The following is a 15134-nucleotide window of genomic DNA, read 5'->3' as shown; positions in this document are numbered from 1 at the left end:
GTAGGTACTTGATAGTGAAGATAGTGGTTTTAAGTTAATCCCTATTCAGGTAATCAAAATAACTGTTCCATTCTTACCAACAAATACAACTTACATGAAAAAACTAACCTTATTCTTTTTGCTTGCCTTGGGCTGGCAGTCTGTAATTATTGCGCAGCAGCTGCATGTATTGAGTCAGCGGGAACAGGCGGCTGTCATTGACCAATGGCTCGAAGAGCGTATGCAGACCGTATTGCCTGCTGTGATGGATCGCGCAGGTATTGATATGTGGGTAATTATTTCCCGAGAATATAATGAAGACCCAGTGATCCGTACCTTTCTACCGGCTACCTGGCACGCAGCTCGTAGAAGAACCATGCTTGTGATGTATAAGCCAAAGGGGTCCGATCAAGTGGAGGCCTTGGCTGTTGCCCGATACGATGTAGGTAAATCCTTTAAGAAAGCATGGGATCCGGACACCCAAGCTGATCAATACCAACGATTGGCTGATGTAATTGCCGAGCGTAACCCTGAAAAAATTGGAATCAATATGGCCAAAGACTATGGACATGCAGATGGTATTAATCTGACAGAGTACAATTCCTTGATGCAGTATTTGCCTGAGCAATTGAAGTCGAGAGTAGTCTCTGCACAGAATTTGGCTGTAGGTTGGTTAGAAACCCGCACTCCTTCGGAGATGGCCACTTATCGACATATTCAGGCCATTGCCAATCAGATCATTGCAGAAGGATTATCAGAGCATGTAATAACCCCCGGTGTAACTACTACGGAAGATGTGCAGTGGTGGTACCGCGATCGGATTAAGGAATTAAAATTGGATACTTGGTTTCATCCAACCGTGGATATTCAGCGTGCAGACCCTTCATCACAAGAGCATTTGCGAAATTTTGCTGTAAAGCCTGATGCCGAAGTCATCATGCCGGGTGATATGCTGCACATTGATTTTGGGATTACCTATCTGCGATTAAATACAGATACACAGCAATTAGCTTATGTGTTGAAACCAGGAGAAGATGAAGTGCCTCAATACCTAAGAGATGCTTTGAAAGTAGGGAATCGCTTACAGGATATTTTGACTTCTAATTTCAAAACGGGTAGAACTGGGAATGAAATCCTTCGTGAAACGCGCAAGCAAATGGAAAAAGAGGGAATCAAAGGAAGTATTTACTCTCACCCGCTTGGCTATCATGGACATGCATCTGGTCCTACTATTGGTATGTGGGATAATCAAGGTGACACTCCCGGAGCTGGGGATTATCCTTTGTATCCAAATACCGTTTATGCTATAGAACTCAATGCAGTGGTTTTCTTGAAAGAATGGAACAAAGAATACCGTGTCATGTTGGAGGAAGGAGCTTTCTTCGATGGGGAAAAAGTAATTTATCTCAATGGAAGACAGCGTGAAATCATGCCAATCCCAAGAAAGAGCATTCACTTGAGTAACTTTTAATTGCATCTGAGATTTTAAAAAAAAAGTAACTCTACAAACAGGTCTAGGAGGTTTTATAAAAGATAAACCTTCTGGGCCTGTTAATTTTTTTGTCTACTAATTTAGATGCGCAGGTTAATTTAATCTGGAACTATCGTCTGAAGGAAGTTTAGAGAAGGCACCAAAATTGGAAGCTTTTTCTCTCTTTTTTGCATTTTCTACTTGGATCAAAATCCCATTGGTTACCAAAATATGACCCGTACCATAGGCTAGGATGATAGCCATGTGGATTTCACGATTATGGAAGAAAATATCCACCGCTGATAGCACATCAGAAATGAAAAATCCAACCAATCCTGCTAAGACTAGTCCAAAACTGACCCTTGAAACGAGGAATCGGCGGTTGAGTCCAAAGAGGAAGGTGCTGGTACTGATCAGTAAGAAAATTATTCCCGCGATTAGGTAAGCACCCAAGAATTCATACACTTGTGAGAAGACAATCCCGATGATTGTCAGTAATAAAATTTCTGGCCAACGATCAGTTAGGGGTACTTTTGTAAACAGTCGAAAGTTGGTCGATTTTAGGAATAAAATTCCATAAGCCAACTGGGCAATCATAAATGTACAGATTCCTATCAAGGTAAAGAAACCTTCCTCTGCTGGAATCATCATAAATAAATCACCCAAAAAGGAAAAAATCAGCGCTACTACCAACTGTGGAAGGAGTGGGCTGTCATATTCATAGTATTTTTTAACAATAAGGTATATGAGGGTGGGAATCATTAATCCATTACCGATATAGTAGCCAAGGTCGAAGCCTTTCCATACAGAAACTAGGGCTAAGCCTACTAAAAGTAGGTACAGAAGAAAGATTGGAAATGGTATTCGGTTCAAGGGACTATTGATTTGCAACCGAAATTAATAATTTTGTAAGAAAATTATATGAGAAAAGTACAATTTTTTTATTCGAAAAATTAAAATGACAAAATTATTTGGATGGTTACGCTGTAACCGTTAGTTTCTATAGATAATTGTATTTTTCCAAGTTGAAATTAATCAACTGGATTGGATTTGTTTTTGCTCTTTGTAAAGGATCAATAAGAGAAAAGCTACAAATGCAGAAGCTGCACTGATAAGGAAAACTAATGGGAAGTTTTCCACTTTGTTGTTGAATAAAAATCCCGAAACGACCGCACCTATGCCAATGCCAGCCTCCAAAGCAATATACATGGTAGCCAAGGCCCTTCCCCGATAGTTGTCCAAAGATAGATCGATGGTCCATGCAGAGATAGTAGGGGAATTCATGCCTACAGAGGCTCCAAAAATCACCCCTCCAAATAAGAGGATTGCTTTAGAACTAGCAAAAGCAATGATAACCATCGCCACAACCATGGAGAAGGAAGCAACTTTCATCACAGGTACCCTTCCGTATTTATCAGAGGTTTTCCCCGCTATAATCCGGATACCCAAGGAGGCAATCGTAAAAACAGCAAAGAATAGCCCCTTGTTTTGGATTCCTAGGTGTTCGGAATAATCGGGTATAATGGTCAAGACTGTTCCAAAGGAAATTACCGTCAAAAAGAGGATTAAAGAGGGGAATAGCACCCTTTTTTCAATAATTTCATTTCTTTTCAGTTTGATCAGATTAAATCGGAAAGATTCTTTTTCTTCAACGGTTTCTTTCAATCGTAAGACTACCAACATGGATAATACAGCTGTGAAGGAAGCTGCATAAAAAAGCGGATTGATTCCATAAGTACTACCAATGTAGCCTCCTAAAGCAGGGCCAGCGGCCATTCCTAAAGAACCAAAAAGTGATTGTATGCCCATGGCTTCCCCTCGTTTGTTGAATGGAACGATGTCTGCTACGTAAGCGGATACACCCGTTGGAGTGAAACCGGTAGAAAATCCATGAACAAACCTTAGTAAAAGAAAGCCTGCTACTGTTGTAATAATTGGGTATAGTAGACTCACGATAAAACAGACTACCAAGCCGAAAATCATGACTGGGATTCTTCCGATTTTATCAGCAAGCTTCCCTGAAAAAGGTCTAGATAGGCCAGCTGTTAGTGTAAAGAGGGAAATTATCAAACCCTTATAGTCTTCTCCTCCTAATGACGTGATGTATGCCGGGAGTTCGGGTATAATCATGTTGAAGCTCGCAAAAAATAAAAATGAGCTGAGGCAAAGCAGCAGGAAGTTGAGCGTAAAAAAAGAGGGGATGAATTTCATAGAGGAGGAAAGTAACAAGGCTGTCTGTCGGATTTAGAAAATGGGTGATTTTCAAAATTTTCAGTCAGCCTTGTCATAGGATTGTATACAGGTATTAGTTGGATTCATTTGCTGTTTCTTCCTCGCTTTGAGCAAGCAAGTAAGCTTTGATGAATTCGCTCAGTCCACCATCTAACACATGTTGGGTATCAGATGTTTCATAACCTGTCCGGGCATCTTTTACTAATTTGTATGGATGCAATACGTAATTACGGATCTGAGAACCAAAGTCGATGCGTAGTTTGGACGATTCTATCTTTGCGCGGGCAGCATTTCTTTTTTCCATCTCCAACTGATAGAGTCTGGATTTCAACATCTGCATGGCACGTTCACGGTTAGCTAATTGAGAACGCTCAATTTGACAGACCACCACGATACCGGTAGGTTTGTGAGTCAACTGCACTTTTGTCTCAACTTTATTCACGTTCTGTCCACCGGCACCACCCGAACGGGAGGTATGTAATTCCACATCTGATGGATTGATATCAATCTCAATGGAATCATCCACTACCGGGTAAACATATACCGATGCAAAGGAAGTATGTCTTCTTCCATTGGAGTCAAATGGAGAAACGCGTACCAATCTATGAACACCTGTTTCGGATTTCAAGAAGCCATAAGCTAATGGACCATCAAATTGTAAGGTTACGGATTTGATACCAGCAACTTCCCCCTCTTGCAGGTCAACTTCTGTGACTTTATAGCCGTTTTTCTCTCCCCACATGATGTACATACGCATGAGGATGGAGGCCCAATCGTTACTTTCTGTACCTCCAGCACCCGGGTTGATTTCCAGCATGGCAGAAAGTTGGTCTTCCTCGTTACTCAACATTTTCTTGAGCTCGAGTTCTTCTACCTCTACAAGTACTTTTTTGTATTCAGCCTTGATTTCTTCCTCTGGTACTTCGTCCATGGAGTAAAAATCATACAGTACCTCCAAGTCCTGAAGGCTTGTATCCAAGGCTTCAAAGGATGTGGTCCAGCCTTTTCTGATCTGGATCTGTTTCATGGTTTTTTCAGCATCTTCCGGATTATTCCAGAAGTCAGGCTGTGAGGAAACCGCCTCTAAGTCTTCTATTTCTGCTTTCTTACGATCGTAGTCAAAGATACCTCCTCAAAGCCGAAACGCGGGCTTTCAAGTCTTTCAACTGGTCTGATGTCATAACTGATTTGATTAATTGAGGTGCAAAATTCGGAAATATTATGCGCTTAACCTAATCCAACCTTATTCTTCATAGAGAATTACCAATTGTATCTTGTTGCGCCCTCGATGTTTGAAGGTTTTGTACTTAAACTGCCTGATCAGCAAACCTGCACCCACCAATCCTAGTGAAAGACCAAGGGAATTTCCAGCATTTGAAAGATCTCCTTCCTGATACAGGCTATTGATACTACTTGCTAGTAAAAGCATGGCGCCTCCTCCTATGCCCAAGTAAGAAAGATTGTTAATAGTGTAATTACGAGGGTCCTTATTACGGATATCCACTGCGACGATTTGAGAAGGTTGGACCACATTGTCCGTTAGGATAATGGCATCATGGGTGATTTCCCTGATCACTTCAGTGATAAAAAAGTCATATTGTGTTGTTTTGTAGACAAATTCTTCTCCTACTTCAAATTTCAGGCGGGTCTTTTGGTTGTCACCTTTTTGAAGTAAGATGAATTTTTGAGCATTTGCTGCATGCAAAGTCAGGGAAAGTAAACAAAAGAAAAGAATACGCTTCATGGTCGCTAATTATGACCTAAAGATACGAGGATTTGTTTGATCTGCTAGCGGAGAACTTGCAGATAAAGCGGAGTGCTCGCAGATAGATCCGATTTAGCAGATTTAATGCGGATTGATTTTTTGGATATTGGTAGAAACAACTAAGGAATAGATATGGAAAGATATTGTTTTGGGTTTCTAAGTGAAATAAGATTGAAATAATAGTTCTCAACGAAAAAGAGGCTTTAGCTCTGAGACCTTCATTGTGCTGATTTTTGGGCTTCTCTTGTCCACAGATGACTCAGGTTTTGCAGAATACTGGTTTTGGAGGAGCTGTCTGAGATTTGTAATCTCAGGCAGTAGAATAATGAGGATTTGTAATCCTCTAGGGCAATCGTTTATTACTTTCAAAAGTCTATAACCACTTACCCCTCATGCTACATTTTTCATTCAATGTCGATTAGATAAGCATGAAAGTTGAATTGAAACTTTTCCAAAGTTTGATTAGAAGTACGATCAAACTGAACCTGCAAACAGAACCTTGGAAAAGTTATGCTAAACTAAACGACATTAATTTTTCATTCCTTGCGTCGACTACGCTCAGCACAAGCATTCCTAACCCCACTGCTCACTGTTCACTCCCTAAACAATCACCTTCGTATTTCCACCTCCATTGAGCGTAATATCCACAGGTTTGTTGCTTTTCCAGGCTCCTGCTGTAAAGTCGGGGATATCAATGGAGTTGGAGCGGTTGGCTACTGACCATTCACTGAGGGGAGAGATAGCAGACCATAAAGCCGCATCATAAACATCTTGATCAAGAGGTAAACCATTTCGAAGGCAATCAATCAATCTCCAGTCCATCATAAAGTCCATGCCTCCATGTCCCCCGATTTGTTTAGCCAACTCACCTACTTTTTTGACAATTTCTGGAGTGTATTGGGCTTCCAAGGCTTTCATTTCCTCTTCTTTCATCCAAGAATGACCTTTGGCAACTTTTGGACTTGGATACTTCTGAGCATATGCTTCCGTACCGCTAATGGTATGCAACCTAGAGTAGGGGCGAGGAGAGGTTACATCATGTTGGATGAGAATAGATCTGCCTTTTTTGGTTTTAATGATTGTGGTATTCATGTTGCCTCCATATCGCTTTTCTGCAAAGGAACCAAAGAAATTGTCTTTTTCGGCCAATTCCCGTGCTTTTTGGGCCATTTGAAAGTCAGCTGAAGAAAGGGAGGTCAAGTAATCCATCTGATCTCCTCTATTGATATCCATGATTTGGGCGATCGGTCCTAAGCCATGGGTCGCGTAGAGGTTGCCATCCCGGTAATTTTCTTTCAATCGCCACATGTCCTGGTAGCCCCCATCCTCTTCTTTCATAAAATTCAACCATAAAAGATCATGGATGTAAGCTCCTTCGGTATGAACAATCTCTCCGAAAAAACCTGCACGCTTCATGGATAAAGTCATCAACTCAAAAAAGTCATAGCAGCAGTTTTCCAGCATCATGCAATGCTTTTTCGTTTTCTCGGACACTTCCACCAATTGCCAACATTCTTCCAAGGTTTTGGCTGCCGGAACTTCTATAGCTGTGTGTTTCCCGTTTTCCATGGCATAAACCGCCATAGGTGCATGCCAATCCCAAGGGGTTGCGATATACACTAAGTCCAATTGTTCCTGATCTATCATTTTTTTCCACGCATAGACCGAACCGCTGTAAGAAGTAGGAGAATGAGATGTCCCTTGGAGAGAGACTTTGACTTTTTCCACACGCTCGGGAATCAAGTCGCATAATGCAGTGATTTCAACCCCTTCGATTTTGCTTAATCGATCCACCGCACCCGGTCCACGCATTCCCAAACCAATGATACCAACTTTCACCACAGGAATCTTCGGAGCAGCATATCCACACATATTAAAGGTTTGTGTATGTTGCTTGGAACTCAGTTTATAGACACTTTGGGCCGTCTCTCCATTAGAAAGTAGGGGAATGCTAGCTCCTGCTAATCCTAATCCTGCAATTTTCAAAAAGTCTCTTCTATGCTGACTCATGGTGTTTGGGTTGATGGTTGATGATATGTACGAATATGGGAGATAATTGGGGAATTAGCAAGGTAGGGTTTAATAGATATTTACTCTCAGGTTCGATATCTCAATCTCCGACAGCAACTCCAATTCTCCAGCTTCGAATAATGCTGCAAGGTCTTCCAGAGGAGTGTCTTTGCTTTTGGGTTTGTAGTTTTCGTAGTCTAATAAGATAAGGCCATTGACAGCATGTTCACGGATGGCTTTACGAAACCGAACTCCTCCCTCATTGGTATGGAAAGAGTAGGCTAAGTAAGCTAATTTGAATGTGTCGGCATCAAACCAATATAAAAATTCATCCTCAAAATCTTCTCCACCACCTTCCTCGGCGAAAGTGATTTTTACCAATTCATATAATTTCCCCTCTAAAGTTACCTGTCCGAGATATGCTTTTTGTACCGCTTCATCATTCAACCCATAAGGCAAAAAGGCAAAATAAGCCACAGAGTTGATGGAGTTGGTAAAAGCTGTGATTTGCTTTTGCTCCAAGTTCACGGATTCACCATTTACTGTTCGGTTAAAACCGGCATTATTGAGCACATCCTTAATCTGACCCGTGGAATCCGTAAATTCCCGAATATATTCGTAAGTCGATGGAGATTTGAAAATGCTGTAATTGCGCTCCCGGAATTCAAATTCAATTGTAGATTGCTCAAACAGCTTGCCTCCATGGGCCACGATGGCCTTGTCAACTATTATCTGCGCAGGATTTTTTTCCTGGCAGGACCATAGGGTGCCAATCAAACAAATAAGGAATATCGTGTTTTTCATGTTCAATCTAATTTTTGATAATTTGTGAATTCATAGGAGGCTCTCAGGTATAGGATGTTCCCTAAGCTATCCACCCGAAAAGACTCCCGTTTCATCGGAAAAGCAATTCCAAGCGAACGGTCCATCTCCAAATTATAAACGAGGCTGTAATGGTCAGCTGTTTTAACCTTGTATGCCACGAGCTGATGGCTTTGTGGATGGAAATAATACCACCATTGATCTATTTTGGGATCACTAGAGTCTCCATCAATCACGTGAATACAGTCCATTTCTCTTCCATCAGGCAAGGTTACCAATCCCTCATATCTTAGGTTTTTATCTCCCTTGAGTAATGCAAAAGGCTTGTCCATGACGTAAAATGCCGCATCAATATCCCGTTTTTTACTTGCTAGGAAACCTTCGTTCAGGATCTCGTTGCTTCCCATATAGTAGCGGGTTTTGAGTCCGTCAAAACTTAAGCGATGCTCGATACTGTCTTTTTCCCAGTTTAAATTTGCTTCAAAATAGGGTTGTAACTTGAATTGCAAATGTTGCACTAGTATAGACTCCTGAGCTCCTTCTTCTGTGTAAAGCGTAGTTTTTTTCACAAATTCAAAACCTCTCAATTCATCCCATTTGACCTGACTTCCATGTGCCTGAGCAGCTTTTTCTAACAGGGAAATGGCTTCGTTTTCAGAGGGTGAACAGGCGCTAATGATGGCAAGGGATATAATCCATACCCATGTATGCAGTTTTTTCATAGTGTAGTAGTAGTCCTTGATGGTTTGATGAAGAACTCCCATGTGGCAAAAATAAGGAAGGGAATGTACTGTACCAAAAGGATTGCTGTGTGCTCTTGGGCTGGATTGGTAGCATAAGCACTATAGGAGAGAAAAATCAAATAAGTCCATAGCAAGGGACTGTTTAGTCGGGTAAGCAAACCAATACCAAACAAAGGGATAATATACCATGGGTGAATGGTCGTTTGCATTAGTAAATAAATCAAATAAGTGGCTACAAAAGCCCTAGCTAAATCCATTTGTTTGGGTTTTAACCAAGCAAATACCAAGACTCCCATAATCGCCAATATGCTCAAACTGGGTCCCAAGGTACCGATGGGGTTGTAATCCAGCCAAAAAGAACTGATGAATCTCAGCAAGTAGTAGATGGAAGCATTGAACTCAAAACTGCTTTGGTACAGTCGAAAACTTTGATAAAAATTTGAAAAAATTTCTTTCTGAAACAATGGAAAAAGGACAAGGAAACTGAGAGAGGCTGCAGTTGCCCAAAAGATTTTTTGTTTGATGGGAGAGTACGTTTGCAGCCAAACTGCCCCCAAGATTGCAGGGACTAGTTTGATTCCAATGGCAAAAGTCCATAAACCAGCACTAAACATGGGTTTAGAGTTTTTGTAAAACCATAAACTACCCAAAAGTCCAAGTAAAACCAATCCTTCAAAGTGGAGATTACCCGTGATTTCTAAAATTACTAGGGGATTGAGCCAGTATAATAGGAGTTTGGATTGTGGCTGACCCCATAAGGGGAGGAGTTTCCAAAGTAAAAATGCAACGCTAATTTCTCCTAAAATCAAGGGGATTCGTAATAAAACCAAGTTCCCAAGCAAGGATTCTCCTCCTAATGCAGCCCATGCAAAAAAAGCTTGATGTAAGGGTGGGTAAATAGAATAGTAGGAGGCTGAATTCATTTCATCTAGCAATAATTGCATAAAAGGCACATGTTCCTCAGTAATTAAATGCAGCGTGTCCCCAGGAAGAAAAGCATACGGGTTAATGCCTTGCCATATCAAATGACCGTCAAACAGAAATCGATAAAAATCATCCGATAGGGTAGGTGTATGCGGAATCAAAACTAATCGGCTTAGCAGGCCAACAATCAATAGCCTTTTAAAACCAATTTCTGTTGCCTTCCAATTAGCATATAGAAACAATAGAAAAAGGGATGCAAAGTAAACCTGAAGAGGAAAAGCTTCAGAGCGCTCTAACCCATAAACCATTCCCAGCAAAAGAATCAAGAAAAGAATCGGGTTGATCCAATTGAGAAAAGCCTTCATTGCAATTGTAATTCCCGCCGGAGGTATTCGTCTTCTACTTTGTTAAGTTTCCAGTAATCGGTGGTCTTGATTGCCATACGCCTGGCAGTTGTGACCTCTTGCTGATTATTTCCTCGGATATTCACTTCCTCCCAACCCATGATTTGATAGGGAAACGATTTTTCAAAATCTATCCTCAACTCTCTAAATCCTTTTGCATAGATCACTTCCAATTGACTTCTCCGCTCGGAAATATCTTTGATACTGATAAATGCTTCCTCACTGCTAAACTCTTGATGGCTTAAACGTTGATAAAATAACGAAGGGATTACTTTGGATGAGCCCAAGGGGATTTGATTGGGGTTGATACGTAGTAAATTCCACAAGTCATCTTCCATCAGCCCATTTAGACTTATTGATTGGTCTCCTTCCTGCTCAAAGTAAGAAAACAACTTACCCTTGTAGCTACCCTTTCCGGAATGATTGAATTGGGTAAAAGTCTGTCCACACCATTCCTGAACACTTGCCGTAAATTTGATGCCTTGAGCCGATTCTTTGGTTGGTGTAAACGCAGATAGCATCATGTGATAGGGATAAATTCCTGTGATAAAGTCCCTGGTTTGATTCATTTTGAGAACAGAGATTTTATCTTTTCCCGCTTCACCTGGATTATCCAATTTTACCTGATTTTTTCTTGAAAAATCCTCTGTTACGAAAATTAAAACTGCTTGTCCATCCCTACTTTCTCCATAGCGGTATTGACTGAGTTGGAAGGAGGAGATCTCCGCTTTTCCCTGAAACCAGTAATTCCCCCATTCCTCGAAGTCTACTGATGTCCGTGCATTGGGAGTACAGGAAGACCAAAGGATTGCAAGTAGGCATGCACAAGCAGCGTATTTCATGTGTTTGTTTTTATTTCTGAATTACAAACCGAAGCGTTTCGATTTGATTTTCTTTCGTTAATTGGAGTAAATATAAACCATTTGCCAGATGACTTACGTCAATTGGGATAACTTTTCCTGAAGTAGGGAAGCTTTGTATACTTCGAAGTTGTGTTCCTTTAGCATCTATGATCTCAATACTTTTCAAGCTAGGATCAATTACTCTAGGGAAAGAAATCTGTATAAATCCTTGACTAGGATTAGGGTAGAGGACGACAGCTTCGTGACTTTCTCGCCCTGCAAAAAGGATCACATCCACCCGTACTGTTGCTGTTGCGCTACTGCTGTTGCCATTCACATCTCTGACAGTTAAGGTGACGGTATTGTCTCCGGCATCGGCTCTTCCAAATTCAGTTTTAGAAAGGCTCATACTTTCGATACCGCAATTATCCGAAGAACCATCATCAATGTCCTCAGCTCTAAGTACACCGAATCCTTCTTCATCTAGCATGAGTGTAAATGCTTTCGTGCGAACTACAGGAACAATTGTATCCACTACTGTAACTGAAATAGTGGTACTTGCCTCGTTTCCGTTGACATCTACAGCCCGGAAGGTTACTTCATTTACACCTACGTGAGAACAATCAAATGCAGTTTGGGATAGTATTAGTTCACGGATGCCAACATTGTCTCTCGTGCCATTATCCACTTGTTCGACAGTTAGGTTTGCTTGTCCCGATTGATTGAGCTGAATAATGGGGTTCCGTGTTCGAAGGACAGGTGGTTCTGTATCTTTTTTGACAAGTATAAAATTATTTCGCTGAAAGGTGGAGGTTCCTTCACTGTTGGTAGTGGTCAGGGTAACCTGATAGCTTCCTTCCTCCGAGAATGTGATTGTAGGGTTTTGAGTACTACTTATTTCAGGATTTCCTCCAGGGATGACCCAAGACCAACTTTGAGGAGATTGACTGCTGAGGTCAAAAAAGCGGACTTCTTGCCCTTCAAATATTTCCAGTTTATCGGCTCCAAAAAAGGATGTAGGAGCTCGTAAAGGCGTGGGTGCAGTTAGGGCGGTTATTTTTGAAGTGAGTTGATCCATGCAGACTGCGCAAAAATCCCTTCCCAAAAAGCGCATTTTGCAGTTATTGTGTGGTCTAAACCATGAAGGTGATTCTTCATGGGGGTAAATACCTACTCCTCCAGCATTCAAAAAGCTTCTCCAGCGGTTACTCTCTGGATTATTGTCTTTGCTCATATTGGCTGTTTCTCGGGCAAACTGATCTCCGGCCCAGTATTCATCGGATAAAAAAGTAAAGGTATGCCCCAACTCATGGATCATAATTTCCAAAGCAGATGGGTGCGTAGAAAAAGTTGCAAAAGCTCCCCCTGCACCTCCATAGCGCTCATCATTGACCATGATCACCCCAATGTCGTAAAAGGGTGCATTGCTGTTCAATACACTGACAACCCGATTGATACGGGTAGGGTATAAGAGCCTCTCAATTCCTGAGGTGTTGAAAGAACTTCCAAAATAATTATCTATGGGCTGAGAAGGCCTATCCGCAGCGCCGGAAACATTGGAAATAACTTTGATGGCATATACATTGATCAATTGCGCCCGTGACTTCCAAGGCTCTTGGGTAAACATCCCTTGAATGTTTTTTTGAACATCCTGCATGAATTTTTCTTGCTCCGCTGCTTTGTATCCATCACCCATAATGATCAAATTCACCATTTTGTCCGGTGAACCGTTGGATACGATCGTTTCCATTGGAAATACCTGTGCTTTAACCTGTACAATGCTTGCCAAAAACAAAAGCATCAGAAATTGGAGTTTGTAAAGTGTTTTCATTGGATTGGTGGTTTGGAAAAAGTTAAAAGTTTAATAAGTTTCCATTCTTCCTCATCTTTCTTTTCTATCCGGATGGAATGAAAGCAATCGTCCCATTGCTGTCGAATGAAGAAGGTGGTTTCCTCCAGATCGACAGCTTCTGCGCTGATTTTTCCCGATTCAATATCATTGACATATTCTACTTTTTTGAGAAGAGGGTTGGAAATAATTTCTTCTTTACAGACTTGCCCATTCACTGACAGCCAAGAAAGCCGAAGGTCTCCATCATAGGAAAAAGACGGCATGGATGGGCTGCTTTTGAGGTAACCTACGTTGATAAATGCTTCACTCAATTGAAAGGAATCTTGTTGGTTGATGTAAAAAGTAGCCATAAGGATCTCTGGCCCGGAAGTGGGCTCGGGAACTACCAATGGTTCCTTGATTGCTTGCTGTGTAGGTTCACTGCTTTTACAGGAAAAACACCCTGCGATCAGCAGGCAGCAAAGAGAAAAAAATATTCCTTTCATAGTGTTGATAATGATAGGAAACTTATAAAAAATTTTTCAAATATCCTATTGATCTATAGTTAGTTATGTGGTTATCGATATTTCCAGATGGTCCATAAAATTTTATAGCCTGCTCCAAAAACTCCTTTGATTGTACCGCTGACTTTAGAAACACCAATCCTTTTACGGTAGTCAACGGGTATTTCCGTATAGCTAAGTCCCTGCTTCACAGCTTTGATTTGCATCTCTATTGTCCAACCGTAGTTTTTATCCACCATGTGGAGGCTTTTTAGTTTTCCCCATTTGATCGCTCTGAAGGGGCCTAAGTCTGAATAGGTCGTACCAAACCTCCAACGCATAAGCGAAGTAGACAGCCAGTTGCCAAATACTTGAGGGATAGTCATGGAGCCTGATTCCCGATTGCCTTTAGCGCGTGAACCTAATACAAAATCTATATTTTCTTTGATGATTGGTTCAAGTAGTCCGTCCATTTGTTCAGGATAATCGCTGTAATCTCCATCCAAAAAAACCAAAATATCTGGTTCTAATTCCAGATTTCCCAAATAACTCATTCCTGTCAAACAAGCCTTTCCATAGCCCATTAAGGATTCATCCAACACAATGGCGCCTGCCTCAGTTGCCACAGCTTTTGTCCCATCCTTTGAGTTGTTGTTGACTACAATGATATGACGCACGTATGAGGGAATATCTTTGATTACAAGTCCAATGGAGCTCTCTTCATTGAAAGCGGGAATGAGCACATCTACAATAGGAAAATCCTTAGTTTTTATCATTTCCTATTGTAACTCTTCGATTTCTTCTTTGTATGCTTTGATAGAGCGGTAAATGGCGGAAGCAAGGTAAGCTTGATTTTGCTGATTATTCATAAAAGCTTCTTCATTCCGATTAGAAATAAAGCCCAACTCAACTAATACAGAAGGCATAGAGGTGGTCCATAATACATATAATGGAGCCTGCTTTACACCTCGACTTGTACGGCTTACTCTTGTAGAAAAATCATTTTCTATTTTAGAAGCAAGGGAAATACTTCCACTCAAAAACGCTTTTTGAGTCAAATTAAACATGATATAAGACTCAGGTGAGGTTGGATCAAATCCTTCGTAGCTTTCTTGGTAATTGTCCTCTAATAAAATTACTGAGTTTTCACGTTTGACGATCTCGAAATTGGCTTCAAAGTTCTTGGTACCCATTACAAAAGTCTCTGTTCCGTAAGCGGCCCTATTGGAGGCGGCATTGCAATGAATGGAGATAAATAGGTCAGCTTTATTGCGATTGGCGATATTGGCCCGCTCTTTTAGTTCCACGAAGACATCGGAATTTCTTGTGTAAATAACTTCTACGCCTGGAAGATTTTGCTTTACATATTCACCGACTTTTAAGGCTACAGCCAAGGCGATATCTTTTTCTTTGGACACAGCTCCTACAGCGCCAGGGTCTTTGCCTCCGTGGCCTGCATCTATAACCACTCGTTTTAATCGATATTCAGGAGCCTTACTCCCTGTAGGAGAAAAGCCCGCAAAAACTAAAGAGAGCGTAAAAATTGAAATTAGCAGAATATTTTTTACTTTGAAGCGTTCCATGCGTGGTAAACTATTAACTTTGCCA

14 protein-coding genes are annotated in these 15134 nt (G+C 41.1%); 1 reads left to right on the top strand and 13 read right to left on the bottom strand.

What is annotated here, in order from left to right:
* Window positions 1–94: 94 nt before the first annotated feature.
* Window positions 95–1450 (top strand): M24 family metallopeptidase, encoded by a 1356-nt coding sequence (locus tag ACXIUD_RS13750; protein ID WP_458053219.1) that lies wholly within the window; start codon window positions 95–97, stop codon window positions 1448–1450.
* A gap of 114 nt (window positions 1451–1564) precedes the next feature.
* On the opposite strand, the gene ACXIUD_RS13745 is transcribed toward ACXIUD_RS13750, so the two are convergent.
* The 13 genes from ACXIUD_RS13745 to ACXIUD_RS13685 all read right to left on the bottom strand — a co-directional run bounded on the left by ACXIUD_RS13745 (window position 1565) and on the right by ACXIUD_RS13685 (window position 15109).
* Window positions 1565–2323 (bottom strand): lysoplasmalogenase, encoded by a 759-nt coding sequence (locus ACXIUD_RS13745; RefSeq protein ID WP_458053218.1) that lies wholly within the window; start codon window positions 2321–2323, stop codon window positions 1565–1567.
* 162 nt (window positions 2324–2485) lie between these two features.
* On the bottom strand, window positions 2486–3661 hold the full coding sequence (locus tag ACXIUD_RS13740; RefSeq protein ID WP_458053217.1) for an MFS transporter: 1176 nt from the start codon (window positions 3659–3661) through the stop codon (window positions 2486–2488).
* Window positions 3662–3755: 94 nt separating this feature from the next.
* A protein-coding gene (gene prfB / locus ACXIUD_RS13735) for a peptide chain release factor 2 (RefSeq protein ID WP_458053216.1) occupies window positions 3756–4863 on the bottom strand; the annotation gives its coding sequence in 2 pieces (ribosomal slippage) (window positions 3756–4802 and window positions 4804–4863; 1107 coding nt in all).
* Between the two features lie 62 nt (window positions 4864–4925).
* The gene (locus tag ACXIUD_RS13730; RefSeq protein ID WP_458053215.1) at window positions 4926–5426 is read right to left on the bottom strand and encodes a hypothetical protein; all 501 of its coding nucleotides are present in this window, start codon (window positions 5424–5426) and stop codon (window positions 4926–4928) included.
* A gap of 621 nt (window positions 5427–6047) precedes the next feature.
* Entirely contained in the window at window positions 6048–7457 is a 1410-nt protein-coding gene (locus ACXIUD_RS13725; protein ID WP_458053214.1) for a Gfo/Idh/MocA family protein, read from the bottom strand.
* A 69-nt stretch (window positions 7458–7526) separates the two neighbouring features.
* Window positions 7527–8261: a DUF6503 family protein gene (locus ACXIUD_RS13720; RefSeq protein WP_458053213.1), complete on the bottom strand. Its 735-nt coding sequence runs from the start codon at window positions 8259–8261 to the stop codon at window positions 7527–7529.
* A 2-nt stretch (window positions 8262–8263) separates the two neighbouring features.
* Window positions 8264–9001, bottom strand: a complete 738-nt coding sequence (locus ACXIUD_RS13715; RefSeq protein ID WP_458053212.1) for a hypothetical protein — start codon at window positions 8999–9001, stop codon at window positions 8264–8266.
* Entirely contained in the window at window positions 8998–10311 is a 1314-nt protein-coding gene (locus ACXIUD_RS13710) for a carotene biosynthesis protein (protein ID WP_458053211.1), read from the bottom strand. The genes ACXIUD_RS13715 and ACXIUD_RS13710 overlap by 4 nt, the downstream gene beginning before the upstream one ends.
* The gene (locus ACXIUD_RS13705; RefSeq protein ID WP_458053210.1) at window positions 10308–11192 is read right to left on the bottom strand and encodes a hypothetical protein; all 885 of its coding nucleotides are present in this window, start codon (window positions 11190–11192) and stop codon (window positions 10308–10310) included. The genes ACXIUD_RS13710 and ACXIUD_RS13705 overlap by 4 nt, the downstream gene beginning before the upstream one ends.
* Before the next feature lie 10 nt (window positions 11193–11202).
* On the bottom strand, window positions 11203–13023 hold the full coding sequence (locus ACXIUD_RS13700) for a M64 family metallopeptidase (protein WP_458053209.1): 1821 nt from the start codon (window positions 13021–13023) through the stop codon (window positions 11203–11205).
* A complete protein-coding gene (locus ACXIUD_RS13695) occupies window positions 13020–13529 on the bottom strand; it encodes a hypothetical protein (protein ID WP_458053208.1) in 510 nt (169 codons plus the stop codon). The genes ACXIUD_RS13700 and ACXIUD_RS13695 overlap by 4 nt, the downstream gene beginning before the upstream one ends.
* Window positions 13530–13600: 71 nt before the next feature.
* Window positions 13601–14302: a glycosyltransferase family 2 protein gene (locus tag ACXIUD_RS13690; protein WP_458053207.1), complete on the bottom strand. Its 702-nt coding sequence runs from the start codon at window positions 14300–14302 to the stop codon at window positions 13601–13603.
* Between the two features lie 3 nt (window positions 14303–14305).
* The gene (locus ACXIUD_RS13685; RefSeq protein WP_458053206.1) at window positions 14306–15109 is read right to left on the bottom strand and encodes an N-acetylmuramoyl-L-alanine amidase family protein; all 804 of its coding nucleotides are present in this window, start codon (window positions 15107–15109) and stop codon (window positions 14306–14308) included.
* Between the last annotated feature and the right edge of the window lie 25 nt (window positions 15110–15134).

It is taken from the genome of Mongoliitalea sp., from assembly GCF_054166905.1.
This window is presented reverse-complemented; position numbering and strand designations above follow the sequence as displayed.